Origin of the sequence: Bacillus spizizenii TU-B-10 (assembly GCF_000227465.1) — a bacterium.
Taxonomy (GTDB): domain Bacteria; phylum Bacillota; class Bacilli; order Bacillales; family Bacillaceae; genus Bacillus; species Bacillus spizizenii.
This window is the reverse complement of sequence record NC_016047.1, coordinates 2,229,971-2,253,591: the sequence shown is the minus strand read 5'-3', so window position 1 is coordinate 2,253,591 and position 23,621 is coordinate 2,229,971. Positions and strand designations below refer to the sequence as shown.

30 protein-coding genes and 1 pseudogene are annotated in these 23,621 nt (G+C 43.5%); 22 read left to right on the top strand and 9 right to left on the bottom strand.

Annotated features, from left to right (window positions below):
• Positions 1-20: 20 nt before the first annotated feature.
• Positions 21-1,046: an SDR family NAD(P)-dependent oxidoreductase gene (locus GYO_RS32975; RefSeq protein WP_014114129.1), complete on the bottom strand. Its 1,026-nt coding sequence runs from the start codon at positions 1,044-1,046 to the stop codon at positions 21-23.
• A 368-nt stretch (positions 1,047-1,414) separates the two neighbouring features.
• On the opposite strand from GYO_RS32975, the gene GYO_RS32970 reads away from it, so the two are divergent.
• A complete protein-coding gene (locus GYO_RS32970; RefSeq protein ID WP_014114128.1) occupies positions 1,415-2,563 on the top strand; it encodes a phytase in 1,149 nt (382 codons plus the stop codon).
• Between the two features lie 69 nt (positions 2,564-2,632).
• Here the strand turns inward: GYO_RS32970 and cgeB are convergent, their stop codons facing one another.
• Both cgeB and cgeA read right to left on the bottom strand, forming a co-directional pair.
• On the bottom strand, positions 2,633-3,586 hold the full coding sequence (gene cgeB / locus GYO_RS32965) for a spore maturation protein CgeB (protein WP_014114127.1): 954 nt from the start codon (positions 3,584-3,586) through the stop codon (positions 2,633-2,635).
• Positions 3,587-3,592: 6 nt separating this feature from the next.
• Entirely contained in the window at positions 3,593-3,985 is a 393-nt protein-coding gene (cgeA, locus tag GYO_RS32960) for a spore crust protein CgeA (protein ID WP_014114126.1), read from the bottom strand.
• 206 nt (positions 3,986-4,191) lie between these two features.
• Here cgeA and cgeC point away from each other — a divergent pair, with 206 nt between their 5' ends.
• The 14 genes and pseudogenes from cgeC (at position 4,192) to yodN (ending at position 14,627) form a co-directional block, all read left to right on the top strand.
• The gene (cgeC, locus tag GYO_RS32955; protein WP_014114125.1) at positions 4,192-4,497 is read left to right on the top strand and encodes a spore maturation protein CgeC; all 306 of its coding nucleotides are present in this window, start codon (positions 4,192-4,194) and stop codon (positions 4,495-4,497) included.
• A gap of 65 nt (positions 4,498-4,562) precedes the next feature.
• Entirely contained in the window at positions 4,563-5,843 is a 1,281-nt protein-coding gene (gene cgeD, locus GYO_RS32950; RefSeq protein WP_014114124.1) for a spore maturation glycosyltransferase CgeD, read from the top strand.
• A gap of 28 nt (positions 5,844-5,871) precedes the next feature.
• Positions 5,872-6,651 (top strand): spore maturation N-acetyltransferase CgeE, encoded by a 780-nt coding sequence (cgeE, locus tag GYO_RS32945; RefSeq protein ID WP_014114123.1) that lies wholly within the window; start codon positions 5,872-5,874, stop codon positions 6,649-6,651.
• A gap of 43 nt (positions 6,652-6,694) precedes the next feature.
• A complete protein-coding gene (locus tag GYO_RS44110) occupies positions 6,695-6,844 on the top strand; it encodes a YjcZ family sporulation protein (protein WP_371864098.1) in 150 nt (49 codons plus the stop codon).
• A 10-nt stretch (positions 6,845-6,854) separates the two neighbouring features.
• Positions 6,855-6,992: pseudogene (locus tag GYO_RS43735) on the top strand (hypothetical protein); the annotation flags it as partial.
• Entirely contained in the window at positions 6,973-8,307 is a 1,335-nt protein-coding gene (locus GYO_RS32935; RefSeq protein WP_014114122.1) for an aspartate aminotransferase family protein, read from the top strand. The pseudogene GYO_RS43735 and the gene GYO_RS32935, both read left to right, overlap by 20 nt.
• A 6-nt stretch (positions 8,308-8,313) precedes the next feature.
• Positions 8,314-9,003, top strand: coding sequence for a CoA transferase subunit A (locus tag GYO_RS32930; protein WP_014114121.1), 690 nt, complete (start codon positions 8,314-8,316; stop codon positions 9,001-9,003).
• Positions 8,988-9,641 carry a 3-oxoacid CoA-transferase subunit B gene (locus GYO_RS32925; RefSeq protein WP_014114120.1) on the top strand — a complete coding sequence of 218 codons (654 nt, stop codon included), beginning with the start codon at positions 8,988-8,990 and terminating at the stop codon, positions 9,639-9,641. The genes GYO_RS32930 and GYO_RS32925 overlap by 16 nt, the downstream gene beginning before the upstream one ends.
• Positions 9,642-9,649: 8 nt before the next feature.
• The gene (locus GYO_RS32920) at positions 9,650-10,960 is read left to right on the top strand and encodes a peptidase (protein WP_072566440.1); all 1,311 of its coding nucleotides are present in this window, start codon (positions 9,650-9,652) and stop codon (positions 10,958-10,960) included.
• Positions 10,938-11,765: a putative beta-lysine N-acetyltransferase gene (gene ablB / locus GYO_RS32915; RefSeq protein WP_014114118.1), complete on the top strand. Its 828-nt coding sequence runs from the start codon at positions 10,938-10,940 to the stop codon at positions 11,763-11,765. Before GYO_RS32920 ends, ablB begins: the two co-directional genes overlap by 23 nt.
• A gap of 29 nt (positions 11,766-11,794) precedes the next feature.
• Positions 11,795-13,210 (top strand): lysine 2,3-aminomutase, encoded by a 1,416-nt coding sequence (gene kamA, locus GYO_RS32910; RefSeq protein ID WP_014114117.1) that lies wholly within the window; start codon positions 11,795-11,797, stop codon positions 13,208-13,210.
• Positions 13,207-13,485, top strand: a complete 279-nt coding sequence (locus GYO_RS32905; protein ID WP_014114116.1) for a YokU family protein — start codon at positions 13,207-13,209, stop codon at positions 13,483-13,485. The genes kamA and GYO_RS32905 overlap by 4 nt, the downstream gene beginning before the upstream one ends.
• Positions 13,486-13,571: 86 nt before the next feature.
• Positions 13,572-13,796 carry a YozE family protein gene (locus GYO_RS32900; RefSeq protein WP_014114115.1) on the top strand — a complete coding sequence of 75 codons (225 nt, stop codon included), beginning with the start codon at positions 13,572-13,574 and terminating at the stop codon, positions 13,794-13,796.
• A 150-nt stretch (positions 13,797-13,946) separates the two neighbouring features.
• On the top strand, positions 13,947-14,627 hold the full coding sequence (yodN, locus tag GYO_RS32890; protein ID WP_014114114.1) for a germination protein YodN: 681 nt from the start codon (positions 13,947-13,949) through the stop codon (positions 14,625-14,627).
• Here yodN and GYO_RS32885 read toward each other — a convergent pair.
• Positions 14,624-14,767 (bottom strand): hypothetical protein, encoded by a 144-nt coding sequence (locus GYO_RS32885; protein ID WP_003218150.1) that lies wholly within the window; start codon positions 14,765-14,767, stop codon positions 14,624-14,626. The genes yodN and GYO_RS32885 overlap by 4 nt on opposite strands.
• Before the next feature lie 121 nt (positions 14,768-14,888).
• Between GYO_RS32885 and GYO_RS32880 the strand changes: the two genes are divergently transcribed.
• The 3 genes from GYO_RS32880 to yodL all read left to right on the top strand — a co-directional run bounded on the left by GYO_RS32880 (position 14,889) and on the right by yodL (position 16,131).
• Positions 14,889-15,065 (top strand): YozD family protein, encoded by a 177-nt coding sequence (locus GYO_RS32880; RefSeq protein WP_003241581.1) that lies wholly within the window; start codon positions 14,889-14,891, stop codon positions 15,063-15,065.
• A 79-nt stretch (positions 15,066-15,144) separates the two neighbouring features.
• Entirely contained in the window at positions 15,145-15,756 is a 612-nt protein-coding gene (gene pgpB, locus GYO_RS32875) for a phosphatase PAP2 family protein (protein ID WP_014114113.1), read from the top strand.
• 60 nt (positions 15,757-15,816) lie between these two features.
• Positions 15,817-16,131, top strand: a complete 315-nt coding sequence (gene yodL, locus GYO_RS32870) for a shape determination protein YodL (RefSeq protein WP_003218144.1) — start codon at positions 15,817-15,819, stop codon at positions 16,129-16,131.
• 38 nt (positions 16,132-16,169) lie between these two features.
• Here the strand turns inward: yodL and yoyE are convergent, their stop codons facing one another.
• Entirely contained in the window at positions 16,170-16,295 is a 126-nt protein-coding gene (gene yoyE / locus GYO_RS32865) for a protein YoyE (protein ID WP_003218142.1), read from the bottom strand.
• Between the two features lie 202 nt (positions 16,296-16,497).
• On the opposite strand from yoyE, the gene deoD reads away from it, so the two are divergent.
• A complete protein-coding gene (gene deoD / locus GYO_RS32860; protein WP_014114112.1) occupies positions 16,498-17,199 on the top strand; it encodes a purine-nucleoside phosphorylase in 702 nt (233 codons plus the stop codon).
• Between the two features lie 82 nt (positions 17,200-17,281).
• Positions 17,282-18,103 (top strand): LD-carboxypeptidase LdcB, encoded by an 822-nt coding sequence (gene ldcB / locus GYO_RS32855; RefSeq protein ID WP_014114111.1) that lies wholly within the window; start codon positions 17,282-17,284, stop codon positions 18,101-18,103.
• A gap of 82 nt (positions 18,104-18,185) precedes the next feature.
• Here the strand turns inward: ldcB and GYO_RS32850 are convergent, their stop codons facing one another.
• The gene (locus GYO_RS32850; protein WP_014114110.1) at positions 18,186-18,437 is read right to left on the bottom strand and encodes a KOW domain-containing RNA-binding protein; all 252 of its coding nucleotides are present in this window, start codon (positions 18,435-18,437) and stop codon (positions 18,186-18,188) included.
• Between the two features lie 87 nt (positions 18,438-18,524).
• Complete coding sequence (locus tag GYO_RS32845; RefSeq protein ID WP_014114109.1) at positions 18,525-19,226, bottom strand: class I SAM-dependent methyltransferase; 702 nt, start codon at positions 19,224-19,226, stop codon at positions 18,525-18,527.
• Positions 19,227-19,378: 152 nt separating this feature from the next.
• Between GYO_RS32845 and ctpA the strand changes: the two genes are divergently transcribed.
• Entirely contained in the window at positions 19,379-20,779 is a 1,401-nt protein-coding gene (gene ctpA / locus GYO_RS32840) for a carboxy-terminal processing protease CtpA (RefSeq protein WP_014114108.1), read from the top strand.
• 32 nt (positions 20,780-20,811) lie between these two features.
• Here the strand turns inward: ctpA and GYO_RS32835 are convergent, their stop codons facing one another.
• A complete protein-coding gene (locus tag GYO_RS32835; RefSeq protein ID WP_003220083.1) occupies positions 20,812-22,302 on the bottom strand; it encodes a sodium:solute symporter family protein in 1,491 nt (496 codons plus the stop codon).
• Positions 22,302-22,502, bottom strand: a complete 201-nt coding sequence (locus GYO_RS32830) for a DUF3311 domain-containing protein (RefSeq protein WP_014114107.1) — start codon at positions 22,500-22,502, stop codon at positions 22,302-22,304. Before GYO_RS32830 ends, GYO_RS32835 begins: the two co-directional genes overlap by 1 nt.
• A gap of 183 nt (positions 22,503-22,685) precedes the next feature.
• Between GYO_RS32830 and GYO_RS32825 the strand changes: the two genes are divergently transcribed.
• Positions 22,686-23,606 carry a ring-cleaving dioxygenase gene (locus GYO_RS32825; protein ID WP_014114106.1) on the top strand — a complete coding sequence of 307 codons (921 nt, stop codon included), beginning with the start codon at positions 22,686-22,688 and terminating at the stop codon, positions 23,604-23,606.
• Positions 23,607-23,621 lie beyond the last annotated feature (15 nt).

The window sequence follows — 23,621 nt, the reverse complement described above, 5'->3', positions numbered from 1 at the left end:
ATGGATAGACAGGCTTGTTTTTATGCCTTTTTTTCTTGATGCAATTCTTCGATAATCTGGGCAATTCTGTCTTTTGTAATGAGAGGGGCTTGATCTGATTGATACCCGGGCAGATTGACTTTGCGAAAATCAGGATGTTTTTCCGGCTCTGGAAGGATCGCATAAAGATTGCCCCATTCATACAGTGATTCAATTTCATGAGGGGATGTTAATTCTTCGTGAAGCTTTTCACCTGGACGTTTGCCGACTTCTACTGCAGCCGGCCGCGGGAGCCCGTGCTGCGATGCATATTCTTCAAACCCGTGAATCAGTTCTTCAAGTTTCAGTGATTCCATTTTAAAAATAAAGGTTTCTCCGCCTTTTGTAATAGCAGCTGATTGCAGTGTCAGTGTAGCCGCATCGTCTATTGACATGAAAAATCTGGTCATGTTCTTGTCTGTGATGGTCAGCGGTTCACCCTCCATCATTTGTTCAAATAAAATAGGGATGACCGAACCCCTTGAGCCGAGAACATTTCCGAAGCGGACCGAACAAAACACGGTTCCTCTGTTTTGAACGTGGCGGTTTGCTTGATGAAACAGCTTTTCAGATAACAGCTTGGTGGCACCCATTGTGTTCACAGGAGATACAGCTTTATCTGTACTGATATTGATGACATGCTGCACTCGGTGTGAAAGGGCAGCTTCCACCACATTCTGTCCGCCGATGAGATTGGTCTGGATCGCTTCAAATGGATGTTCTTCACAGGTCGGAACCTGTTTCAGCGCAGCAGCGTGAAAGACGATATCGACGCCTTTCATCACCTGATTCACCCTTCTGTAATCGCGCACATCTCCGAGTACAAATAAAAGCCGCTTATCCTCCGCATACTTTTGGCTCATGACATACTGTTTACTGTCGTCTTTGCTGAATACAATCACCTGTTTCGGAGTAAGCAGCAAAAGGCGTTTGACAATTTGACTCCCGATTGAACCCGTTCCGCCAGTGACTAAAACTGTTTTGTTATGGAAAAATGGTTTTAGTTCTGCTGTTTGCTGTTTAGGCATGGCTTATCCTCCAACTCTCGTTTCTCTACCATGCATCATATGTTCAACTTTTTAATCGAGTTAATGAAAGCAACCAATAAAACAAAATTTAGGGGAATGATCATGTCACAAAGTGTTCTATTTTAATAGAAAATGGAAAAATAGACGCAGCCGGGGAATAGAATAACTAAATAAACAATGTACTAAATATTCATTATAATTTTATTTCGCGCCGCAAAAGCAAATCTTACAGAGCCATTTCACGTACCTCGTAGGCACAAGTGGTTTATGAGTCAGAAACACTATCAAAAAAGGTTCATTTTCCTCACAGTTAAATACCTGTATATATTTTACAATAGAAGTGATAGTAATAAAGAGGAGGGTACCAAATGAAGGTTTCAAAAACAATACTGCTAAGCACTGCCGCGGGTTTATTGCTTAGCCTGACAGCAAACTCGGTGTCGGCTCATCATGTGAATGCGGAACATCATTTTAAAGTGACAGCGCAAATGGAGACAGATCCTGTCGCTTCTAGCGATGACGCAGCAGATGACCCGGCCATTTGGGTTCATGAAAAGCATCCGGAAAAAAGCAAACTGATCACGACAAATAAGAAGTCAGGGCTCGTCGTGTATGATTTAGACGGCAAACAGCTTCATTCTTACGAGTTTGGCAAGCTCAATAATGTCGATCTGCGTTATGATTTTCCATTTAACGGCGAAAAAATTGATATTGCTGCCGCCTCCAATCGGTCTGAAGGAAAGAATACAATCGAAGTATATGCAATTGACGGGGATAAAGGGAAATTGAAAAGCATTACAGACCCGAAACATCCTATTTCCACTGATATTTCTGAAGTTTACGGATTCAGCCTGTATCACAGCCAGAAAACAGGAGCATTTTACGCACTAGTGACAGGCAAGCAAGGCGAATTTGAGCAGTATGACATTGTTGATAATGGAAAGGGTTATGTAACAGGGAAAAAAGTGCGTGAATTTAAATTGAATTCTCAAACTGAAGGCCTTGTTGCGGATGATGAGTACGGGCACCTGTATATAGCAGAGGAAGATGAGGCCATCTGGAAATTTCATGCTGAGCCAGACGGAGGATCAAAGGGGCAGGTTGTCGACCGTGCGACAGGAGAACATGTGACAGCTGATATTGAAGGACTGACGATCTACTATGCGCCAGACGGCAAAGGTTATCTCATGGCCTCAAGTCAGGGAAATAACAGCTATGCAATGTATGAACGGCAGGGAAGCAATCGCTATGTAGCCAACTTTGACATCACAGATGGCGAGAAGATAGACGGTACTAGTGACACAGACGGTATTGATGTTCTCGGTTTCGGACTTGGCCCAAAATATCCGTACGGGATTTTTGTGGCGCAGGACGGCGAAAATATCGACAATGGACAAGCCGTCAATCAAAACTTCAAAATTGTGTCATGGGAACAGATTGCACAGCATCTTGGCGGAAAGCCTGATCTTCATAAACAGGTGAATCCGCGGAAGCTGAAGGACCGTTCTGACGGCTAGAAAAAAAGCAGCTTGCTCAGCTGCTTTTTTCTGTGAATGAAAAAATCGTTCATATCAATGAACGATCTTTTAAGAAAGCGCCAGGTAAATCGCCTTTAGTTTTTCAGGAAGCTCATCATACGTATTTGCGGGTATGGTCTCTTTGTAATTGGATGCTGCAGCTTTATGCCGTTCCTCAGGATGGTTGATATAATAAGCGGCTTTTTCCTTAAAGTCGTTGATGCTGTAATAAGAAATAAAGGATGAAAAAGGATGGGCTGCGGGTAAATCTGTTAATTGAAATGCTTCGCATGCAGCGATATCAAACGTTCGGTTATTAAAACTGGCATTTTTGATGCGGATATGATTTTTGTTGAAAGCAAAATGATAAGGCCGATGCGCATTGATCACAATGTCTGCCCCGTTATAATAATGAACGGCCTGTTCGGGTGGAATCCATGTGCTGACGACATCGATATGCGGCTGTTTGAGCACTTTTTTAGGCAGATATTTTCTCCATTCCTTTCCGATTACTCGAACCGTGAAAGGCAGATGTACCGCTTCTTTCATAAGCTGAACCCGATTAGGGTAAGGATAGCCGATGATAAGCAGATTTGAATGAAAGGAATGTTCGGTGTCCATTTTTTTAAACAGCCGATGATTAACTGGAATCGGAACATAATAGACGTGCTGGAAGCCAAGCTCCTGATAATAGAGAACGGCATTTTGTTCAATCGTTAATATGGCGTCAGCGTGCTTAATCACCTGAAGACTGATATCAATATAAAATGGGTCTTCGGTCAGCCAAACATACACGGGTATACCCTTACCCTTTAACCAGGTCAGCCAGTCGTGAGGAACGGCATCTCCAACCATCATAAGTGCGAAGGCCGGCTGAAACGCTTCGATCTTCACCAGAGATTCTGCTTCCGGTATATCTGCAGACATATACTCTGTATGAGTGATCCGAAAACATTCTTCAACCCAGCGATCAAAATAACTGTAAATTCCTCCGTATCCCGACTGGATATACAAGACTTTCATCAGATGTTATGAAAAGAACGTAACGCTTTCTACTTTGTCTACATCAATTAATGTTGTAGCTTGACCTGCCGGAGTGACGGAACTTTCCTGTGTTACAAATACGATACCATGAACTTGATCGAAAGCAACGAACACAACCGGCCCGATCATATCACCAGAATCAGTCACAATGCTGATTGTCGTGCCTGGCGTAACTCTGGCAAAAATCCATCTTGCCGGAAGGGAAGTAGATTCAGCTGTAATCATTTCACTTTCATCTACTTTTTGATCGATCGCAGCTTCAAGCAAGTCTTTAAGATGATTCTCCACGTTATCTCCTCCTTCTGTTGCAGTTGGGAATAAAGGACTTAAAAGGGTTTTAATCAAATCCTTTTTTAACTGTGCTTTTTCAGAGCTCATTACACACACCTCCTATCCAATAGTGAACTCACGTTAATCATATTCTTCTGATTGCCAATCGGTATGAGTCGAACGCCGTACCTGATCTATTTTTCATACATTTAAGGAAAATGCTGATTTTTTAAAAGAGTGGACATAGCCTATACCACAAATCAAAGTCAGTTCATATTGTGAAACAGAGTATAAGGATAAGGGAGAGGGATTGTTTGGATTTAGAGAAACACGTGAATCCAGAAGAAAATCAAGATGAACTGCATTTTATTCTGCTTTTGCTGATTCTGCTCATACGTCAATCATCTTCTGAAGGAAATCCATCTGATCTCAGACGGCAGCTTGTATTTGCAAAAGAGCTTGGCGTACCTGTTTCAACAGTTCATCTGTCGAATGGAGATACGCTTCAAAACGTCATCGTAAAAGAGGTTCTGACTGATTTGGTTATTTTTCAAAACCCGTTAAATCACACGAGATCGAATGTCGCACTCTCAAGTATTGTAAGCTGGGGTGCTTTTTAAATGAAGACAGAGGCTCTGCTTGCTGCGGAGCCGTTTTTATGTTTGACGATAGGGGGGTTGTATAGATGGGAGAGAAAGTGTCTATTATTTTAACAAGTTACAACAAACCTGATTATCTGCAAAAAGCGATTGAAAGTGTCATGAAGCAAACGCATGATCTCTGGGAGCTTTTTATCATGGATGATCATTCTAATGAAGAAACAACTGCGGTGATTCACAAGTACCTTCATGACCAACGCATTCGTTATGAAAATAGTTTCATACATCCTGCAGAACGATTAAAAACAACCCGTTATGCCACATTAATTAACGCAGCGCTCCCATTTGCTGACGGCGATTACATTTCCTATCTCACCGATGACACTGTTTATCATCCTGAGCGGCTGAGCCGTATGGTGCAGACGTTTTTAGATAAGCCTGAAGCACAGGCTGTCTATTCAAAACAAAAAGTTGTACATGTAAACGAACGGGGAGAGGAAATCTCGCATTTCTATAGAAATGCCAATGCAGTGCTAGATCAGGCCGCTTTTCAAGTCGATCATTGCTCAGTTATGCATCGCCGTTCGTTACTTGATCGTATTCAACATAAATATGGAAGCTATTGGGATGATGATATGCAGCATTGGAATCATGGTGACTCAATTTTTTGGGCAAGGATCAACAACTTTGCCCCATTTCTGCCGATAAATGAAGTATTAGATACAACCTATAAAACCCCCGATTCATTTCAAAATGCATATCGGTTTCTGCCCGCCGATTTGATTGACGGCTCTTTTGTAAAAGGATCAGATCAAAATGTGTATTTTCTTGATCAGGGTGTAAGACATCCTGTCGGGGAAAGGTGGAGTTCTTTGTATCTAAATCGGACTGTGGCTGTTCCAGACCCGTATTTATTCCAATATAGGATTGAAAAAATTTTAAACATTCCGAATTACATTTTAGTAAAGGAAGCTGACCATCCTGCAATATTTTATATCGAAGCCGGAAAAAAAAGACTGATTGTGGATCAGTATGCTTTTCAATTTTATCAATTTAAAAGAAAAGACATCCTGACAATTGAAAAAGAAGAACTGAAGGCGCTGCCGGAAGGGCTGCCGATTACGCGGGAACGATCTGGATGGATCGAAAATCCGCCTGGGCGAAGGCTGTTTTTTATAGATCGCGAGCCGTTTTTGTTTCTAAACGGCGTCTTTCATCCGATTAGTGAACAAGTAACAAGGAAGTTCTTTTTACATCAGAAGCCAATATCCGCTTCTTTCCGAAATATTCAGCAATTTCCAATTGGAAAGCCGTTTTATCCGGTGTACGATGAGATTATAAAGAAATTGAATATTGCAACTGAATAAAGGTATAGGTCATAAAAAGGAGACGTACATGACAGGACATTATTCAAAAACGGAACATCAATATATATTGTTAACGTCTGAATCGGCATCGTTTGATCATTACAGTGTTTACAGAGATCCGAAGCTTCCGCAAATTTTTTCTCATAACTTTGTTCAGCTCCATGATACGTTTCCGTTGGAACGGTTACTGGACTTTTTGCCCTCCGTACCAAAGCTGCTTGAAGCGAATTATCTCCATTTAAAAGCGTCGCCGCAGCATGTTTTTCCGCTCGGTTTGAAGCAATCACTTGTCAAAAGCGGGTTTGTCGTCGAGGATGAGCTGTTATATGACATGAAGCTTAGTGACTGGAAGGGGCAGATGGGACATCCGTTAACGGCATGGGGAACGGCAAAAAGCCTTAGCGATGGCTCTTCTATCATGAAGATTTATGATTCCATTTATATTGGAGAAGCGATCGCTGAACAAAAATTAAAAAGAAAATATCATTTTTACGAATCGGGTACGATCATCCTTGTTGTTTGTTACAGCGACCAGGCACAGAAGATTCCTATTGGGTGCGGCGAGCTGTTCATTCATTCGCAAGAGAAAACGGCTAAAATTGAAGAAGTGGCAATTTTGGATCAGTTTCAAAGGAGGGGCTATGGCAGTATCTTAGTAAAAGAAATGCTGTCCATCGCCAAATCATTAGGAATGGAAGCAGCCTATTTAGTGGCTACAAGCACTGACGGCGCAACCCATTTTTACGAAAAGCTGACATTTAAAAAATATGAGCGGGTGCATACTGTTTTTCATTATTTCCTTACATGAAATAGGCGTTTGCACAAACCATTTGGGACTTGGCCCGCATAAAATGCCGTATATCGTGATAAGAAAGGATGAAAACAACATGTATGGATACTCTGGATACGGTTACGGATTTGGTTGCGGGACCAATACGTTTGTATTGATTGTTGTCTTGTTCATTTTATTAATTATTGTCGGAGCCGCTTTCATTTGCTAAATGTTGAAATTCAAAGGAGCCTTTCCGGTCAGGAAGGCTCTTTTTGTGTGAAAAAGTTTTTGCGGGGAACGTCATGCCCCAATTTGGACACTCATACAATATATCAAAAGGGTTTTTGAGGTGGGAGCATGAGCAGTTATTTGATTAAGCCGGAGCTTAGTTCGGCCTATCCGGTGGTTAGCTATGCAAAGGGTTCATATGTTTATGATCAGACCGGAAAAAGATATCTTGACGGCTCATCAGGTGCAGTGACATGCAATATCGGACACGGGGTTCGTGATGTGACTGAGAAGCTGAAAGACCAGCTTGATCAAGTGTCTTTTGCTTACCGCTCACAGTTTACGAGCGAGCCTGCCGAGCAATTAGCCGCTCTCTTGGCGCAGGAGCTTCCGGGAAATGTGAATTGGTCTTTTTTTGTCAACAGCGGATCAGAAGCGATAGAAACAGCTATGAAAATCGCCATTCAGTACTGGCAGGAAAAAAAGCAAACACAAAAATCCATCTTTTTGTCTCGGTGGAGCAGTTACCACGGAATAACTTTGGGAGCGCTTTCATTATCTGGTTTCTATGAAAGGAGATACCGATTCACCCATCTGATTGAGCGATATCCCGCTATTTCAGCTCCTCATGTTTATCGGCGGAATCATGGGACGGAAGAAAACTTTGTTCAGACTGCCGCTGATGAACTGGAAACTGCGATCAAAAGAATCGGAAGCCAATTTATCGCCGGCTTTGTGGCTGAGCCTATTATTGGTGCCGCAGGAGCAGCGATTACTCCGCCTCCGGGATATTATGAGAGATTAAGTGAGGTATGCCGCACACACGAAGTGCTCTTTATTGCAGATGAAGTGATGACAGGGCTTGGAAGAACGGGAAGGATGCTCGCGACAGAGCATTGGCACACCGTTCCTGATATTGCTGTACTGGGAAAGGGTCTCGGTGCCGGGTATGCACCTATTGCCGCTGCCGTTGTATCTGATTCGATTATTGAAACGATAAAACAAGGCTCCGGTGTGATTATGAGCGGCCACACATATAGTGCACATCCCTATTCAGCCAAAGCCGCTCTTGAAGTTTTGCGGTATGTGTTAAAGCACGGCTTGATCAAGCAATCAGAGAAAAAGGGCGCTGTACTGAAAAAGAAGCTTGTTGAGGCAGCGTCTCAAAGCGAGATCATTGGTGATGTGCGCGGAAAAGGACTGCTATTAGGGGTTGAATTTGTAGCAGACAAGAATACGAAGAACGTTTTTCCTCAAGAGCAGGCGGTTACCCAGCGTATTGTAGGCGAGGCGAAAAAACGCGGGCTGATTGTCTATCCTGCCAAAGCGGGAATAGACAGCGGGGAAGGAGATGCTATCATTATTGCTCCTCCTTTTACCATTTCAGACGGTGAAGTTGAAGAGCTGATATCTATTTTTTCAGAAACAGTTGGAGCGGTCGAAAAAATACTGAAAAAGGATTGAAATCAAATGGCGCCATTTCAAAAAACAATCAGCATCGAAACAGCAATTGCAGATGTTCAGGACGGATCGGTCCTGATGTTTGGCGGTTTTGGGGGAGTCGGCTCGCCTCCTTCATTGATTGAAGCTATATTGGACAGCGGTGTAACGGATTTAACCGTCATTTGCAATGATGCCGGGTTCCCGGAAATAGGGGTCGGCCCGCTTATTGTCAATCAACGAGTCAAAACTCTGATCGCATCGCATATCGGTTCCAATCCTGTAGCCGGAAAACAGATGACAGACGGGACGTTAGAGGTTCAATTTTCACCGCAGGGAACGCTTGCGGAACGGATTCGCGCCGGCGGATCGGGACTCGGCGGCATTTTAACCGACGTCGGTATTGATAATCAAATGGTTTGTGAGGAAAAGGACATCGTGTCTGTGGCTGGAAAGCGATATTTGGTTGAAGAGGCGCTGACGGCTGATTTTGCTTTCATCAATGCGCACATTGCCGATGAATTCGGCAATTTAACGTATGACAAAACAGCGCGCAATATGAATCCGCTTATGGCAATGGCTGCCAGGAGAACCTTTGCCGAAGCTGAGCGGATCGTCCCGATGGGAGAGATTTCTGAAGAAATGATTGTCACACCGGGGGTTTTTGTCGAGGGGGTTGTGAGTAGCGAAGGAGTGAAGTGGAAATGGGCTTGGGAGTAGCAGAGAGAGAACAGATCGCAAAACGGGCCGCCTCTGAAATCAAGCCGGGCATGATTGTGAATCTCGGTATCGGCATCCCATCCTTGGTGCCGAACTTTTTGCCGCCTGACATGCAGGTCATGCTGCAGGCGGAAAACGGTGTGCTCGGCATTGGTGAAAGCCCTGAAAAGGGTGAAGAGGATGAACATTTGTGCAACGCCGCGGGGTATCCTGTCCGCGCTGTAAAAGGGGCGTCTTATTTTGATACAACGATGTCTTTTGCGATGATCAGAAGAGGCAAAATTGACATTACGATTTTAGGCGCCCTACAGGTGAGTCAGTCAGGCGATTTGGCAAATTGGCTTGTCCCGGGAAAAAAGGTGCCGGGCATGGGCGGTGCGATGGAACTGGCCCAAAAAGCGAAAAAAGTGGTTGTCGTCATGAGTCATACAGATCAAAAGGGAAGGCCTAAATTAACGGAAACATGCACGCTTCCATTAACCGCAGCAGGCTGTGTAGATATGATCATTACTGAAAAAGCCGTTCTTGAGGTCAATGGACGTCATTTTATTTTAAAAGAGCTGATGAATGGCTCGACTATCGACGAGGTGACGAGGCTGACTGAAGCTGAAATCAAAATAGATATGCCTTTTTCTTAAAAGGGGGAATGAGGATGCAAGACATTGAGAGAAAAGTAATCGGGTGGCTTGATCAGCATTCGGCCAAAGCCATTCGTCTTCTCAAAAGACTGGTTGGAGAAAAAAGCACTTTGGGCGCAGAATTTAACGCCCAAGCTGTTGTGCTTGAAAAGCTGCGGCAATTTCATATGGACATTGACGTGTGGGAGCCAAGCCTAAAGCAATTAAAACAGCATCCCTACTTTAAATCAGACCGCTCCGATTTTCATGAGAGCCCGAACATCGTTGCAAAAAAAACGGGAGCGGGCGGGGGCAGGTCGCTGATTTTAAACGGTCATATCGATGTTGTGCCTGAAGGAAGCGTAAAGGATTGGAAGTATGAACCGTTTCAAGCTGTAGAAGAAAACGGTAAAATATACGGCCGCGGCTCAACGGATATGAAGGGAGGCAATACAGCCCTTCTTTTTGCTTTAGAAGCCCTGCACGCCTGCGATGTTAAATTAAAGGGAGATGTATTGTTTCAAAGTGTTGTAGATGAAGAGTGCGGCGGCGCGGGAACACTGTCTGCCATCATGAGAGGGTATCGTGCTGACGGTGCGCTGATTCCGGAACCGACGAATATGAAACTTTTTATAAAGCAGCAGGGCTCGATGTGGTTTCGAATCACAGTGAAGGGGCTAGCGGCACATGGAGGCACACGCTATGAGGGAGTAAGCGCAATTGAAAAAAGCGTGCACGTGATCACAGCGATACAAGAGCTGGAGAAAGTGCGCAATGCCAGAATTTCGGATCCGCTGTATGACAATGTCCCAATACCGGTACCAGTGAATATCGGCACCATCTCAGGGGGAGCATGGCCTTCGTCAGTTGCAGACCGTGTCGTCATAGAAGGGAGATGCGGAATTGCTCCCCATGAAAAACCAGAAGCAGTAAAACTTGAATTGGAAAACTGGCTGAAGGATTTAGAATACCGTGACGAATGGTTTAAACGCCATCCTGTAACAGTAGAATGGTTCGGCGCTCAATGGCTGCCGAATGATTTACCTGATGATCACCCTTTAATTTCAGTGCTGCAATCAGCCTATGAAAAAACGAAACAGACAGAGCCAATCATCGAAGCTTCGCCATGGGGAACGGACGGAGGGCTTTTATACCATGCAGGAGATACGCCAGTGATTGTCTTCGGTCCTGGGGAAACAAAAACGGCTCATCAGGCAAATGAATACATTGAGGTTGAAGCCATGATAGAATCTGCTAAAATTATTGCACTTTTTGTTATGGATTGGTGCGGGCTTCATACAGACGAGGAGGATGCGGATGCTCAAGTCCATAAAGAGTAACGGTGTTACAGCAGTTCTGGACCATGACGGCTTTAATAAACGAATCAGAGTGGTTCGTTATGACGGAGCCATTGAGAAGGCTCTGCCTGATATCGTGGCAGCGGCAAGAGAAGAGGATGCGGAAAAAATCATCGTCTATACGAAACAGCATGATGAGGCCGTGCTTGCCCAACAATTGTTTGTGCCGGAGGGTTTTCTTAAGGGCTATTATCTCGGCCACCCGGCTTGTGTCATGGTCCGTTACCTCACAGAAAACCGGAGACGAACACATTCTTATATAGAGGAACAGGAAATGATCGAAGCTTTATATCGCATAGCACCTCGCCTCCGCAGTGATAATACACCCGCCTTTACGATGAGAAAAGCGGAAACAAACGACATGTACCAGCTATCGATGCTGTATAAAAAAGTATTTCGCACGTACCCGACCCCGGTATTTGACCCTGCTTATATTGAAAAGACGATGAATACAAATACGATGTATTATGTCATGCTTGACCATGACCGCCTGATCAGCGCAGCAAGCGCAGAAATCAACCCAGAGCTCGGGCATGCAGAAATAACCGACTGCGCTGTGCTTCCGGAATATCGAGGCCATTCGCTGACAAGCTTTTTAATCGAGGCATTAGAAAAAGAAATGGCTGAAGAGAATATCTTTCATGTATTTTCTCTCGCCCGCGCTGCGTCTTTTGGGATGAATGCTGTGTTGTACCATTCCGGTTATCAGTACGGAGGAAGGCTGATCAATAATTGCTATATAGCGGAAGGTCTTGAAAACATGAATATTTGGTGCAAGCACCTGTAAGTCAAAATGATGCACGAGGAGGAATTCATTTGGAAAGCAAATGGTATAAACCGAAACGGCATTGGAAGGAGATAGAGTTATGGAAGGACGTTCCGGAAGAGAAATGGAACGATTGGCTTTGGCAGCTTACACATACGGTAAGAACGTTAGATGATTTGAAAAAAGTCATCAATTTGACCGAGGATGAAGAGGAAGGCGTCAGAATCTCAACCAAAACGATCCCCTTAAATATTACACCTTACTATGCTTCTTTAATGGATCCCGATAACCCGAGATGCCCGGTCCGCATGCAGTCTGTACCGCTTTCTGAAGAAATGCACAAAACAAAATACGATCTGGAAGACCCCCTCCATGAGGATGAAGATTCACCGGTACCCGGCCTGACACACCGCTATCCCGACCGTGTGCTGTTTCTTGTCACCAATCAATGTTCCATGTACTGCCGCTACTGCACAAGAAGGCGTTTTTCCGGACAAATCGGAATGGGAGTCCCTAAAAAACAGCTTGATGCTGCAATTGCTTATATCCGGGAAACACCCGAAATCCGCGATTGTTTAATTTCAGGCGGTGACGGACTGCTAATCAATGACCAAATTTTAGAATACATTTTAAAAGAGCTGCGCAGCATTCCGCATCTGGAAGTAATCAGAATCGGAACAAGGGCGCCGGTCGTCTTTCCGCAGCGCATCACCGATCAGCTATGCGAGATTTTGAAAAAATATCATCCGGTCTGGCTGAACACCCATTTCAACACTAGCATCGAAATGACAGAGGAATCAGTTGAGGCCTGTGAAAAACTGGTGAACGCAGGAGTGCCGGTCGGAAATCAGGCCGTCGTGTTAGCCGGTATTAATGATTCCGTTCCCATCATGAAAAAGCTCATGCACGACTTGGTAAAAATCAGGGTCCGTCCGTATTATATTTATCAATGTGATCTGTCAGAGGGCATTGGGCATTTCAGAGCTCCTGTTTCCAAAGGTTTGGAGATTATTGAAGGGCTGCGAGGCCATACCTCAGGCTACGCGGTTCCTACCTTTGTCGTTGACGCACCAGGCGGCGGGGGGAAAATCGCCCTGCAGCCAAACTATGTACTGTCGCAAAGCCCTGACAAAGTCATCTTAAGAAATTTTGAAGGTGTGATTACGTCATATCCGGAACCGGAGAATTATATCCCTAACCAGGCCGACGCCTATTTTGAGTCCGTTTTCCCTGAAATCGCTGACAAAAAGGAGCCGATCGGGCTCAGTGCTATTTTTGCTGACAAAGAGGTATCATTTACACCGGAAAATGTAGCCAGAATCAAAAGGAGAGAGGCCTACACATCGAATCCCGAGCATGAAACATTAAAAGACCGGCGTGAGAAAAGAGACCAGCTAAAAGAAAAGAAATTTTTGGCACAGCAGAAAAAACAGAGAGAGGCTGAAATCGGAGGCGATTCTTCATGAAAGCATGCGAATGGTGCGGCGAGCTTGAAGCGGTATCCGGCAGGAACACGGTGTACTGGGAGCTCCCTGACGGAACAAGAGCTATAGAACTGACAGACACTCCCGCCATGGTGTGTGCTTCCTGCGGAATGACCTATCAAGAGGAAGCCACGATTAAGGAGATTGAGGATCAGCTGCTTTTGATTCAAACAAAAAAACTGCCTGAAAGCCTGACGTATCAGCAGCTCATGGAGACAGAAAGGATTCTGAAACGCAACTATTTTGACTTCTCCTGAATGATGTTTCGTTATTCTTTTGTTGTAATTTTACACTTGAACTGTATAATAGAACAACAAAAGACAGACACCAGGAGGGGAAACCCATGAAATCCTTTTATCATTACTTATTGAAATATAGACACCCGAAGCCGAAGGACGACATCAGTGAATTTGCCAATCAGGCGTATGAGGATCACAGCTTCCCGAAAACCTCAACCGATTATCATGAAATCAGTTCATATTTGGAGCTGAACGCTGATTATCTTCACACGATGGCGACGTTTGATGAAGCTTGGGATCAATACGAGGCTGAAGTGCACGGCAGATAATAGCTGTTTCATCCGCAGATTACTGCGGATTTTTTTATGTCCTCACCCATACCATAATTGGATATTTCCTTTGGTTTTCATGCCCATGCGAATTGGCGTCACCCGGCATACGATAGCGTATGAGAAATGTTGCGGCGAGGGGGAGACACCATGAAGCAAAATAAACCGAAATTCCAAGTAGGGGATATCGTAGTCGTCATTATGTATGGAACAGTCGGCACCATCACAAAAGTACACCAAATTGATAAACACTATCTTTATGAAGTGAATCATAATGAAGTCTTATACTTTGAATCGTCCATTCAGCTTTATAAAGATTATGAGGGTGTCATTGTCGACATGGAAAAGCTTGATATAGAGTATGAATTCCTTATTGGGGACGTTGTTTATGTAAAAGATTATGGAAAAGAACTCTTTCGCATTATCGGCCACAGAACAGAAATTTGGAGATATTTAGAAGATGGCTGGGAAGATATCATTTATGAGCTGACCCGTTTAAAGGATGGAGAGTGGCTTGAAACGGAGGAAGAGGATCTCACACTGGTGCTGAGAAAATATGAAATGGACCAGTTTGTCCACCAGCTTTTGTTTGTCCACTATGTCGGAGAAACTGGCCATGAGATCGGCGAAGATATCGCATCGTCTGCTCTTCTTCAGTTTGAAGGCGATGATGAAGATCAAGATACCCTTCACATCCTTGCTGTATCAATTGTTGATGAACTTCTGGATATTTATAATGATTACAAAATTCTGTACGAAATGTTTCGAGATGAAGAATATAAAGATATGATGATGTTTGTTCTGGAAAGTTTAAAAGAGCATTTCAGTTAGTTTGTGAACATACGGATCAAGACATATAAAAAATAAGGAAGACAGCCCCAAATCATCACATGCGTCATTCCTTTGAGCGTTTTTTCCATTATGATATCAAATCTTTCTCCGTCCAGTGCTTCCATCATTTTAGCAATCATTGTGTCAGCCTCCCATGGCTAGTTTTTTTATTCAATGTATATGACTGAAAGAATTGTTTAGAACACCGGGTATAATTCAGCCTGTTTTTTCATAAAACATAAAAAAGGAGGCGGTACGGAGATGAAAGAAATAGATCTTGTGATTGATACGGAAGAAATCGCTGAATTTTTTTACAGAGAGCTTGCAAGACGGGGCTACATACCGAGTGAGGATGAGCTGTTTGAAATCGCTGATATTACCTTTGATTATTTGATAGAAAAATGTATGATAGATGAAGAGCTGGATGAAGATGATTGAGGTTTAAAACCGGAGCGATCAGCTCCGGTTTTATTATTCGTGATCTATGACTTCTGTGAAAATCGAGGTGGTTAAATTGTTGTACAAGCCCGTTAGTCTGTTTCTTTTCTTTCTTTTTCTAGCTGTGGCCATTCATACAAATGCTGTTCAATCAGCGGATGAAGCGATAAGCAAGGCAGCTGTTTTGATCCGTCAGCCATGGCTTAATGATGTCATGACAGGGATAACACAGCTTGGTGCTTCTTCTATTCTGCTCCCTCTTATCGTGATCATTGGAGCGGGTCTGTTTTTTTACAGAAAAACATGGGACGGCCTTTGGATGCTCTTGGTATTCGGTGCGGATCGGCTGTTAAACAAAGTCTTAAAAGAATGGATCGAACGAGTGAGGCCTGATTTTGCACCACTGGTTCATGAATCATCCTTCAGCTTTCCGAGCGGCCATTCCATGAATGCTGCCTGTGTCTATCCTGTCATTGCCTACTTTTTAGTGAAACACCTCCCATTTTTGTCCAAACATAAAAAAATAGTATATACCATAGCCGGTTTAATTACAGTTTTGGTCGGCATAAGCAGAGTCTATCTTGGGGTTCATTTTGTAACCGACGTGTTAGGAGGCTTTAGTCTTGGTTTGCTGCTGTTTTTCCTAGTAAAAGGTTTTGACGAAAAGATGGAGCGGTTTCGACAAAAATAGAGAGAGGAAAACGTGACAAAAACGCCAATATGTTAAAGAAATAAAAGGGAGGGGATCTTGATGATGTTATCCGTGTTTAAAAAGAAGTCTTGTTCCTATGACGTGACAATATTTCAGACACCCCGATTTGGCGAAAAAAAGGGCTACAGAGCCGTCTATCGAACTGAACTCAACGGGAGCGATCATCAAGACGTACTGAAAAGAGCATTCTCTTTATTTAATGTATTTGACACCGTTCCAAGTGATTATGATGCGAGATTTATGGCCACAGGGGACGTGATTTTGATTGATGAAGGCAGAAAAGGGAAAACATATTACAAGCTGCTTCCTGCCGGATGGAGGAAAATTAATCGTCTAATTGTACAAACGACATAATGAAAAGAAAACTGCGGATTTCCGCAGTTTTCTGCAGTTTAAGGCTTGCGTTTGGCCGCGGAATACTCTTTCCCGTGCGCCTCTTCAGCTGCAATTACATCTTTTGCGGGTATATGATTGTTCTTTTTTTGGCCGGTGATCCGGTTGCGCTGTTTTTTACCCATGTCTCATCCCTCCTTCCTGCGGTTAGGTTTTCAAATAAACACCTCGATTATCCCGTTTTTCTCAGGAAGTGCCCAAACGGCCTTGGAACATTTCTTTTTTCGCCAGATTCCTTTATAATCAATGCTGAAGTTTGTCACATCATGACATTCGTTGTAAAATGAACGGACTGGATGATAATTTAGATTTACAGGAGGATATGAGATGAGTGTACATATAGGTGCTGAAAAAGGACAGATTGCGGACACAGTGCTTTTGCCGGGAGATCCTCTCAGAGCAAAATTTATTGCTGAAACGTATCTTGAAAATGTAGAATGCTACAATGAAGTCAGAGGCATGTATGGATTTACGGGTACATATAAAGGCAAAAAAATCTCCGTGCAAGGCACGGGAATGGGCGTTCCGTCTATTTCAATTTATGTGAATGAATTAATTCAAAGCTATGACGTGCAAAATCTAATAAGAGTAGGTTCTTGTGGCGCTATCCGTAAAGATGTCAAAGTGCGAGACGTCATTTTGGCGATGACCTCCTCAACTGATTCACAAATGAACAGAGTCGCTTTCGGAAGCATTGATTTTGCGCCTTGCGCAGATTTCGAGCTTTTAAAAAATGCCTATGATGCTGCAAAAGATAAAGGCGTCCCTGTGGCGGTAGGAAGCGTATTTACAGCTGACCAGTTCTACAACGACGATTCGCAAATCGAAAAGCTTGCAAAATACGGTGTGCTGGGCGTTGAAATGGAAACAACTGCATTGTATACATTAGCAGCGAAGCACGGAAGAAAAGCGCTGTCAATCCTCACCGTGAGTGATCACGTATTAACAGGAGAAGAAACAACAGCGGAAGAGCGTCAAACTACTTTTCATGATATGATAGAAGTGGCTTTACATTCCGTATCACAATAAAATAAATCAAGAGGCGTGCTGGGTGCCGGCAGCCTCTTCTTTGTGAATACGGAAACGATTGATAAAAGGAAGGTAATGTAATATGAAAAAGTCCGGTAAATGGTTCTCACTGGCTGCTGCTCTGAGTGTAACGGCAATAGTCGGAGCCGGCTGCAGCATGTCGAATGGAGATGCTCAAAAGGATACGAAAACCACAGCAGAAACAAAACAAACAGATCAAAAAACAACTGAGAGCAAAAAAACAAACACTCAAGACAGTGAGTTTTCATTGGAAAGCAAATATTTCAATGAAACTAAAAAAGTAGACGGTCTGGAAACCATTCAAAATCCAGAAAATATACTCGCGCTTGTCAATAAACAATACGCACTGCCCGGAAACTATGAACCTAGCGATCTAGTCATACCTGATGTAGAGTTTTCTTTTGAAGAAAAGATTCAAAAGCGTTACATCAGAAAGGAAGCGGCCGACGCATTAAAAACGATGTTCGATGCTGCGAAAAAGGAAGGCTATGAATTGGCAGCTGTCTCGGGGTACCGTTCGTACGATAGACAGAAAGTCATTTTTGACAATGAAGTAAGCCTAAAAGGGGAAAAGAAGGCAAAGGAAGCGGTCGCTTACCCGGGTGAAAGCGAGCACCAAACAGGCCTTGCGATGGACATTTCAAGCCGGAGCAATGGCTTTGAGCTAAATGAAGCGTTCGGAAGCACGGCCGACGGAAAATGGGTACAGGACAATGCTTATAAATATGGCTTTATCATTCGCTATCCGAAAAATAAAGAGGATATCACGAAATATGAATATGAGCCATGGCACCTGCGTTATGTAGGCAAAAAGGCCGCAAAGGTCATGCAAGATAATGATTTAACGCTCGAAGAATACTTTGAAAAAGTGAAGAAAATCTAAAAGAGAAAGCCCGCTTACAATTGATAAGCGGGCTTCATTGTGTCTGGTGAATCTAGCAATTGATCAGATATTTATTCTATGCTTACCAGAAGAATAAACCAGCCAGAGCCACTCCTGCAATTAAACCGAGGGAAATACCGTAAGCTGCTCCATATCCCCAATAACCGCCCCAATATCCGTAACCGAAGCCTCTTGGCCCTGCGCCGGTCGGAGCTATATAAACTTTGTCTCTCGTGACACGGGTAATTCTGCCGACGTGAACTCTTCCGCCTCTCTCTGTAATTCTGACGACTTTACCTTGATGGTTTCGGCAAAGATGGTAATATCTCTCCAATATTGTTTCCCTCCTAAACTGACTTTCTATCAGCATATGATAGATAGGGAAAAAAGGTTGGACGAAAACAGGGGGCGATACGCCGTTTTACTTATACGCGATAAAGATACAATGACCCATATACTTACTATATATCTGCATGAGTTCATAATGTGTTTGAAGCGTATCGTAATAAATAGGAGCAATCGTTTGCGATAAATCCATTTCTGTCGTTGGCTCAAATTCCATGTCATCCGGGAGTAGTGTTATCGCTTTAGTACTTTGAAAGCCATAAGACTTCAGAGTTTTATGCCACTCGGTTTCTTCATGTAAACAAGTAAAGCCGTAGAAATCCATCATTTGCTGTTTTTCTGTGGGGGGCATCGGTTTTTTTAAAGCTGCTTCTATACCAATCAGCATCCCGCCGGGCTTCAATACTCTTGAAATTTCTTGAAGAGAGGATGTCAGATGGGAAAAACTGAGGACCGATTCTGACAGGACGCAGGAAAAGGACTCAGAAGAAAACGGGAGGTGTTCCAGCTCCGCCTGATATGCAGGGATGGCAAGCCCTTCATTTGCAAATCTTTTTTTTGCTTTCTCAAGCATGATAGGGTCTTTATCAACGACTGTTACAGGATACAGCAAATGTCCTAAATAAGCCGCAGTTTGGCCTATTCCGCATCCGGCATCAAGAATCGGCTGATTCGGGGAGGGCGCAGCCTTTTGCAAGACCGCTTTTGAAAAAGCGAGCCCACCTGGATGTGCTCCTGCGACACCGAATAAGGACAGCATTTCTAAATATCGGCTCAATATCAAATCCTCCTTTTTCTTTATCATATGTCGTATAGAGACATAGGTTTATGAAAAGCGAAAGAAGGGCGTTTCTCTTTCATTTCTGCTCCGAGTTGACGAATAAGTATTCGTCCATGATAATATTGTAAGAAGAAAAAGGTGGTGTTTAATTGAAACGGCAATTAAAACTGTTTTTTATTGTGCTGATCACTGCGGTTGTCGCTTCGGCGCTTACTTTATTTATTACGGGCAATTCCAGCATCCTAGGCCAAACATCAGCAAGCATGGGAGACAGCAAGTTCGACAAATTAAATAAAGCGTATGAGCAAATCAAAAGTGATTATTACCAAAAAACAGATGATGACAAATTAGTAGACGGAGCAATTAAAGGAATGATTCAATCTCTGGATGATCCGTATTCCACATATATGGATCAAGAGGCAGCAAAATCATTCGACGAGACGATTTCTGCATCCTTTGAAGGAATCGGAGCCCAAGTAGAGGAGAAAGACGGAGAAATCCTTATTGTGTCGCCAATTAAAGGTTCACCTGCTGAAAAAGCCGGAATCAAACCGAAGGACCAAATCCTAAAGGTGAACGGAAAAAGCGTTAAAGGCATGAATGTAAATGAAGCCGTCGCTTTAATCCGAGGCAAAAAGGGCACAAAAGTGAAGCTTGAGCTGAACAGAGCGGGAGTTGGAAATATCGATCTTTCCATTAAGCGCGATACCATTCCTGTAGAAACCGTCTATTCCGAGATGAAAGACAACAACATCGGCGAAATCCAAATCACTTCTTTCTCTGAAACAACTGCTAAAGAGCTGACAGATGCGATTGACAGTTTAGAGAAAAAAGGCGCCAAAGGCTATATTTTAGACTTGAGGGGCAACCCGGGCGGCTTAATGGACCAGGCGATTACGATGAGCAACCTGTTTATTGATAAAGGGAAAAACATCATGCAGGTTGAATACAAAAACGGTTCAAAAGAAGTCATGAAGGCCGAAAAAGATCGAAAAGTGACCAAGCCGACTGTTGTTTTAGTAAATGACGGCACAGCCAGCGCCGCGGAAATTATGGCCGCTGCCCTTCATGAATCGTCAGGCATACCGATAATCGGCGAAACGACATTTGGCAAAGGCACGGTTCAAACAGCAAAAGAATATGATGATGGCTCTACCGTCAAACTGACAGTCGCCAAATGGCTGACTGCCGACGGTGAATGGATTCACAAAAAAGGCATCAAGCCTCAAGTGAAAGCAGAGCTGCCTGATTACGCGAAGCTGCCGTATTTGGACGCGGATAAAACGTACAAATCAGGTGATTCAGGCACAAACGTCAAAGTAGCTCAGAAAATGTTCAAAGCACTTGGCTACAAGGTAAAGGTTAACAGTACGTATGACCAGGATTTTGTATCTGTGGTTAAACAGTTCCAGAAAAAAGAGAAGCTGAAAGAAACAGGTGTACTGACTGGTGATACAACAACGAAATTAATGACAGAACTTCAAAAGAAGCTCGCAAATAATGATACGCAAATGGAGAAGGCAATTGAAACACTGAAAAAAGAAATGTAAAAAAACCATACGCGGCTACCGCGTATGGTTTTTTATGCACCCTTTTGATTCGGGTCAGCGTCTTGTTTTTTACCAAATAAACCTTCAATGACAGGATTGGATCCTGCCTTCTTGACGAACAGCGGATTCAGAATAACCACAGCGATGATGTTGGCAGCCAATCCCCAGAACCCTTCATAAATGCCATGTGCGGATTGAGTGGTATACACAATAAACGTTACTGCAAGGCCGACTAATAATCCGATAACCGTCGCTTCTTTCGTTTGATGCTTCCAGAATAGGCTGACAGCAATTGCCGGGAAGATTTGCACCATGCCTGATACACCTAATAGCTGAAGTGTCACTAAGGCAGTCGGGAACAGCATTCCAAACAGAAGCGCAAGGCCGATGACAACAAACACCATTGAACGTGTGATAAGGGTCAGCTTGCTTTGAGACACATTCGGATGAATCAAATCGCGGTACAAGTTATTGGCGAACAAATTTGATGCCCCGATTGCCATGATGGAACAAGGAATCAAAGAAGCAAGAGCGATCGTGGCATATGCAAAACCTTGTGCCACGCCGCCGTAAGATGTTTGAATCAAATGCAGCAGCGCCAGTCTTGGGTTTGTATCTTCCGGCAGGACAAGAAAGGCGATAAAGCCAAGAAAAATGACCAAAATTAACACAATGTTATAAAGCGGCAAAAACATGCTGTTTTTTCTTACTGCATCGGCGCTTTTCGCTGTGAAAACTCCTGTAGCGGCATGTGCCCACATAAAAAGTGCCAGGGCGGAAACAATAGATGCTGTGATAAACCAAGGAATGCCTTTTGGCCCTTCTGCCGGTATCGTCAGCATTTGCGGCGCTTCCTTCACTAACGTGTCAATCATTGGTGTCCAGCCGTTAAAATGAATGAGAGGGAGGGACACCACCATAAACAGCATAATAACCCATACTAAAATGTCTTTAATGATGGCTGTAAAGGTAGGCCCTTTAATCCCGCTGAAAAACGTGTAAAGAGCAACAAGAATAAATGAGATGATGACAACGAATTTTACGTTAATATACCCGGTGCCGGCAACTTGGAGCGTATCTTGAATGCCGCTCAGCTGAAGGCATATGTACGGAATAAGCATGAGCACACCGACGATGGCAACAAGGCTTGCTAAAAGCTTACTGTCAAAACGTTCCCGTGCGTAATCTGCGAGTGTTGTTAATTTGTGAATTTTCGCAACTTTCCAAAGTTTCGGCAGGAAGAAGTAGGCGATAAAGTAGGCCAAGACAGAATAAGGAATGGCGAAAAATGCAACACTTCCGCCTGTAAAAGCAGTACTGGTTAACCCTAAGAAAGTATAGGCCGTATAGAGGTCGGCGCCTACTAAAAACCAGACGAGAAGACCGCCGAAGCGTCTGCCGCCGACAGACCATTCTTCCACCGAAGTGCGTGAGGATTTGTCTCTTCCGGCGAGAAACCCGATACAGACAACGGTTAAAACGATAATAGCTGTAATGAGAAGTGCAGTCAGATTCCCTTGCATTATTCAAGTCCTCCATCTTTTTTTTGCATCTGGTAAATGCCAAACGAGCATAACGGCGTAATGATAATCCACAGCAGCAGCCAAAAGTGGAAAAACGGAAGGCCGAAAATAATCGGTTCAATTCGATTCACAAGCGGCAATAGCGCAAGCTGAACGAATGGCAAAAGAATGAGAATAACAATAAGTGCTTTTTTAACCATTTACTTTCCTCCTGAATCATGATAATGCTCACTATAATAGCAGTTGTAAGAAAAGATCACAAGATAATTATTAGAAAAAAATGATTTTTTCAATTATTTAATCAAAACACATGGTTTGCATCCTCTTCAATAAAGGTTTAAAATAATAAATATCTTGAAATCGAGATAAATAGGAGTGGGAAAATGAAAACAGAAGGATTGCACCATGTCACAGCATTTGCCAGAGATCCGCAAGAAAACTTGCGATTTTATACAGAAGTGCTCGGGCTGCGGCTTGTTAAAAAAACAGTAAACTTTGATGATCCCGGAACGTATCATTTTTACTTCGGGAATCAAAATGGAGATCCCGGTACAATTATGACCTTTTTTCCGTTCCAAGGAAGCGGACAGGGAACGGTAGGCAAAGGCCAAGCGGGCCGGGTGTACTTTTCAGTTCCTAAGGGCTCCCTGTCTTTTTGGAAGGAACGTCTTGAGAAAAACGGGTTGAACTTAGAGGAGAAAACGTTATTCGGTGAAAAGGGTCTTATTTTTGATGATACGGAAGACCTTCCGCTAGCGATTATGGAGGATGCGAAAAGCGGGAAAAGCGAGAAAAGCGAGTGGACGCCTGACGGCATTTCACAATATGAAGCGATTACGGGAATGAAAGGCGTGCTGCTGTATTCCTATGACCCGCAGGCGACCATTCAATTGTTAACGGAAAGCTTTGGATACACCAAAGCGGCGGAAGAAGGCCAGATTGTCAGATTGACATCCTCAGCGACCATTGGTGGCGTCATTGACGTGCATCTACACCCTGAAAAAAGAGGGGTAGGAGGTTATGGCACGGTACACCATGTAGCGTTTCGGACAACAAAAGAGGAACAGGCGAATTGGCTGCCGATTATTGCGGAAAACCATCTTCCTTCGTCAGAAATCCTTGACAGAGAATACTTTACATCCATTTATTTCAGGGAAAAAGGCGGTATCTTATTTGAAATCGCCACAGATGAACCTGGCTTTATGACAGATGAAACGTTTGATGAGCTGGGAACCTCATTAAAACTGCCTGAATGGCTGGAGAAACATAGACAACAAATTACAGACATTTTGCCTGAACTTTAGAAAGGGGATTTTACA

Bases quoted from the DNA above. Each gene is read 5' to 3' on its own strand.
- cgeE (WP_014114123.1), top strand. From the start codon at position 5,872: ATGACAGGACATTATTCAAAAACGGAACATCAATATATATTGTTAACG.
- GYO_RS32905 (WP_014114116.1), top strand. From the start codon at position 13,207: ATGAAAGCATGCGAATGGTGCGGCGAGCTTGAAGCGGTATCCGGCAGG.
- GYO_RS32825 (WP_014114106.1), top strand. From the start codon at position 22,686: ATGAAAACAGAAGGATTGCACCATGTCACAGCATTTGCCAGAGATCCG.
- cgeA (WP_014114126.1), bottom strand. From the start codon at position 3,985: ATGAGCTCTGAAAAAGCACAGTTAAAAAAGGATTTGATTAAAACCCTT.
- GYO_RS32885 (WP_003218150.1), bottom strand. From the start codon at position 14,767: ATGATTGCTAAAATGATGGAAGCACTGGACGGAGAAAGATTTGATATC.
- GYO_RS32900 (WP_014114115.1), top strand. From the start codon at position 13,572: ATGAAATCCTTTTATCATTACTTATTGAAATATAGACACCCGAAGCCG.
- GYO_RS32880 (WP_003241581.1), top strand. From the start codon at position 14,889: ATGAAAGAAATAGATCTTGTGATTGATACGGAAGAAATCGCTGAATTT.
- yodN (WP_014114114.1), top strand. From the start codon at position 13,947: ATGAAGCAAAATAAACCGAAATTCCAAGTAGGGGATATCGTAGTCGTC.
- GYO_RS32920 (WP_072566440.1), top strand. From the start codon at position 9,650: ATGAGGATGCAAGACATTGAGAGAAAAGTAATCGGGTGGCTTGATCAG.
- GYO_RS44110 (WP_371864098.1), top strand. From the start codon at position 6,695: ATGCCGTATATCGTGATAAGAAAGGATGAAAACAACATGTATGGATAC.
- GYO_RS32835 (WP_003220083.1), bottom strand. From the start codon at position 22,302: ATGCAAGGGAATCTGACTGCACTTCTCATTACAGCTATTATCGTTTTA.
- yoyE (WP_003218142.1), bottom strand. From the start codon at position 16,295: ATGGGTAAAAAACAGCGCAACCGGATCACCGGCCAAAAAAAGAACAAT.
- ldcB (WP_014114111.1), top strand. From the start codon at position 17,282: ATGAAAAAGTCCGGTAAATGGTTCTCACTGGCTGCTGCTCTGAGTGTA.
- GYO_RS32925 (WP_014114120.1), top strand. From the start codon at position 8,988: ATGGGCTTGGGAGTAGCAGAGAGAGAACAGATCGCAAAACGGGCCGCC.
- GYO_RS32970 (WP_014114128.1), top strand. From the start codon at position 1,415: ATGAAGGTTTCAAAAACAATACTGCTAAGCACTGCCGCGGGTTTATTG.
- cgeD (WP_014114124.1), top strand. From the start codon at position 4,563: ATGGGAGAGAAAGTGTCTATTATTTTAACAAGTTACAACAAACCTGAT.
- GYO_RS32975 (WP_014114129.1), bottom strand. From the start codon at position 1,046: ATGCCTAAACAGCAAACAGCAGAACTAAAACCATTTTTCCATAACAAA.
- GYO_RS32830 (WP_014114107.1), bottom strand. From the start codon at position 22,502: ATGGTTAAAAAAGCACTTATTGTTATTCTCATTCTTTTGCCATTCGTT.
- cgeB (WP_014114127.1), bottom strand. From the start codon at position 3,586: ATGAAAGTCTTGTATATCCAGTCGGGATACGGAGGAATTTACAGTTAT.
- GYO_RS32935 (WP_014114122.1), top strand. From the start codon at position 6,973: ATGAGCAGTTATTTGATTAAGCCGGAGCTTAGTTCGGCCTATCCGGTG.
- deoD (WP_014114112.1), top strand. From the start codon at position 16,498: ATGAGTGTACATATAGGTGCTGAAAAAGGACAGATTGCGGACACAGTG.
- yodL (WP_003218144.1), top strand. From the start codon at position 15,817: ATGATGTTATCCGTGTTTAAAAAGAAGTCTTGTTCCTATGACGTGACA.
- GYO_RS32930 (WP_014114121.1), top strand. From the start codon at position 8,314: ATGGCGCCATTTCAAAAAACAATCAGCATCGAAACAGCAATTGCAGAT.
- ablB (WP_014114118.1), top strand. From the start codon at position 10,938: ATGCTCAAGTCCATAAAGAGTAACGGTGTTACAGCAGTTCTGGACCAT.